The organism is Pseudomonas sp. NPDC088885 (assembly GCF_044750025.1).
Lineage (GTDB): Bacteria > Pseudomonadota > Gammaproteobacteria > Pseudomonadales > Pseudomonadaceae > Aquipseudomonas > Aquipseudomonas rustica.
This window is the reverse complement of record NZ_JBIVJB010000147.1, coordinates 4289-7498: the sequence shown is the minus strand read 5'-3', so window position 1 is coordinate 7498 and position 3210 is coordinate 4289. Positions and strand designations below refer to the sequence as shown.

General features: G+C 58.8%; 3 protein-coding genes. All 3 read right to left on the bottom strand.

Annotation, left to right across the window (positions count from 1 at the left end; translation table 11 throughout):
• Window positions 1–228 precede the first annotated feature (228 nt).
• A complete protein-coding gene (gene dapB / locus ACIP1X_RS27060) occupies window positions 229–1035 on the bottom strand; it encodes a 4-hydroxy-tetrahydrodipicolinate reductase (protein ID WP_400755805.1) in 807 nt (268 codons plus the stop codon).
• Window positions 1036–1044: 9 nt separating this feature from the next.
• On the bottom strand, window positions 1045–2169 hold the full coding sequence (gene dnaJ, locus ACIP1X_RS27055) for a molecular chaperone DnaJ (protein WP_400755804.1): 1125 nt from the start codon (window positions 2167–2169) through the stop codon (window positions 1045–1047).
• Window positions 2170–2465: 296 nt separating this feature from the next.
• Window positions 2466–3210: Hsp70 family protein (locus tag ACIP1X_RS27050; protein WP_400755803.1), on the bottom strand; the 745-nt coding region annotated here is incomplete at its 5' end.

The window sequence follows — 3210 nt, the reverse complement described above, 5'->3', positions numbered from 1 at the left end:
GGCGATCGCAGGTTGTAATATAGCGGAGTGACGTATGGACACGTCACCCCGCTTCTTCACTGAATTATTCTGCGCGCTTTTAGTGGACACACTAAAGCTGTAGCTTACAGAAAAAGGCTTTTTTGGTCCACCGCTAAAGAGCCGAAAAGGCCGGAGAATGCGACAGGACGTCGCCGAGTGGAGAAAAACCAGCGCAAACAGGGCGTTTGCGCCGGGTTCAGCAATGCATCAATGCAGGTCGAGCACGTCTTGCATGTCGTACAGGCCCGGCTCGCGACCGTCGAGCCACAGCGCAGCACGTACCGCGCCCTTGGCGAAGGTCATGCGGCTGGAAGCCTTGTGGGTGATTTCCAGACGCTCGCCCTCACAGGCAAACAGCACGGTGTGATCGCCGACCACATCACCGCCGCGAACCGTGGCAAAACCAATGGTTTCACGCTCACGCGCGCCGGTGTGGCCTTCACGCCCATAGACCGCGACCTTCTGCAGATCACGATCCAGCGCATCGGCAATCACTTCGCCCATGCGCAGCGCGGTACCCGAAGGTGCGTCGATCTTGTGCCGGTGATGAGCTTCGATGATCTCGATGTCAGCCTCATCGCCCAGCACCCGCGCGGTCATCTCGAGCAATTTCAGCGACAGGTTGACCCCGACGCTGAAGTTGGCGGCAAACACGATCGGGATATCTTTCCCGGCATCGGCCAGCAATTGCTTCTGCGCCGCGTCCAGCCCGGTGGTACCGATGACCATGGCTTTGCCTGCCTTTCGGCAGAACGCCAGATTTTTCAGCATCACTTCGGGCAGGGTGAAGTCGATCAATACATCGAACTCTTCAGCCACGGCTTCGATGTGAGCGGACAACGGCACGCCAATACGACCCAGCGAAGCCAGCTCACCGGCATCGACGCCGATCAACGTGCTGCCCGGACGCACCACGGCAGCGGTCAAACCGGTCAGCGGCGCGCGCTGCTGCACGGCTTCGACCAGAATCTTACCCATGCGCCCAGCAGCGCCCATCACAGCTATACGTCGCATGCCGACTCCTTACAGATCGCCGAAGAAACGCTTCACACCGTCAAACCAACCGGTGGTTTTCGGTGAATGGCTGTTGTCGTCGGCCAGCGAGCTGCGGAATTCTTCCAGCAGTTCGCGCTGACGACGGTTCAGATTCACCGGCGTTTCGACCGCAACGCGGCACATCAGATCGCCTGCACCGCCGCCACGCACTGGCGCCACGCCTTTGCCGCGTACACGGAACTGCTTGCCGGTCTGGGTGCCTTCAGGGATTTTCAGTTTGACGCGACCGTCGAGGGTCGGGATTTCCAGCTCGCCGCCCAATGCTGCGTCGACGAAGCTGATCGGCACTTCGCAGAACAGATGCTTGCCGTCACGCTGGAAGATGTCGTGCTCGCGCACGTTGATGACCACGTACAGATCGCCCGTCGGGCCGCCCTGCGTACCCGCTTCGCCTTCGCCGGACAGACGAATGCGGTCGCCGGTGTCGACGCCGGCCGGTACTTTGACCGACAGGGTTTTGTACTCTTCAACGCGACCGTCACCGTGGCAGGTATCGCACGGATCGGAAATGATCTTGCCTTGGCCATGGCAACGCGGGCAGGTTTGCTGCACCGAGAAGAAGCCTTGCTGCATGCGCACCTGACCGATGCCGCCGCAGGTCGGGCACGTCGATGGTGAGGAGCCTTTCTTGGCGCCCGAACCATCACACGGCTTGCAGTTGACCAGTGTCGGAACGCGGATATTCACCGACGTGCCGCGCACCGCTTCTTCCAGATTCAGCTCGAGGGTGTAGCGCAGATCACTGCCACGCTGAGCGCCGCCACGACCACCGCCGCGACCACCACCGAAGAAATCACTGAAGACATCGCCAAAGATGTCAGAGAAGTTCTGACCGCCAAAACCGGCACCGCCGCCACCCATGCTTGGGTCGACGCCGGCATGACCGTACTGGTCGTAAGCCGCACGTTTGCTGGAATCGGACAGTACTTCGTAGGCCTCGTTGGCCTCTTTGAACAGTTCTTCCGACGCTTTGTCATCGGGATTACGGTCCGGGTGATGCTTCATCGCCAGACGACGATAGGCCTTCTTCAGGTCTGCATCGCTTGAGCCACGCTCGACACCCAACACTTCGTAATAGTCACGCTTTGCCATAAGTCTTCTGCACTCTTGAGGACGTCCGGCAAACCCCTCCTGAGGATCGCCAAACTCGTTGAGCCCCAATACAGGCCCGGACCCAACTCACGTCAATTCAACGATCCTGGTCTTTGATTCTGCGGTACTTGCGGCGCGAAAAGCAGGAGCATTCCCGGCCATACCGCCAGCATCCGAACGTTGTCGCATGCTGTAAAAATTCGCGTATTCCAGATACGCCAACGCGGGAGCTAGCTCCCGCGCGGCGACATCCTACCAGTCACTGCCCGAAGGCAGTCAACCGGCCGACCAACAACTTACTTGTGGTCTTTGACTTCTTCGAACTCTGCATCGACAACGTCGTCAGCCTTCTCAGCCGATTCGCCTTGCGGGGCTGCGCCATCAGCTGGCTGAGCCTGTTCGGCGTACATCTTCTGAGCAACCGGAGCGGAGACTTTCGACAGCTCTTCAACCTTCGCTTCGATAGCAGCCTTGTCGTCGCCTTTGACAGCGGCTTCCAGAGCAACCACAGCCGCTTCGATCGCAGTCTTCTCTTCGGCGGTGACTTTGTCGCCCGCGTCAGCAACCATTTTGCGAGTCGAGTGAACCAGTGCATCACCCTGGTTACGGGCAGCGGCCAATTCTTCGAACTTGCGGTCTTCTTCAGCGTTGACTTCAGCATCACGAATCATTTGCTGAATTTCGTCATCGGACAGACCGGAGTTGGCCTTGATCACGATCGACTGAGTCTTGCCGGTAGCCTTGTCTTTCGCGCCGACGTGCAGGATGCCGTTGGCATCGATGTCGAAGGTTACTTCGATCTGTGGCACGCCACGTGGTGCAGGTGGAATGTCGGCCAGGTCGAACTTGCCCAAGGACTTGTTCTGAGTGGCTTGCTTACGCTCACCCTGCAGCACGTGAATGGTCACAGCGCCCTGGTTGTCGTCGGCAGTCGAGAACACTTGCGATTTCTTGGTAGGAATCGTGGTGTTTTTCTCGATCAGCGCGGTCATCACGCCACCCATGGTTTCGATACGTAGTGTTAGCGGTGTGAGTTTGAGT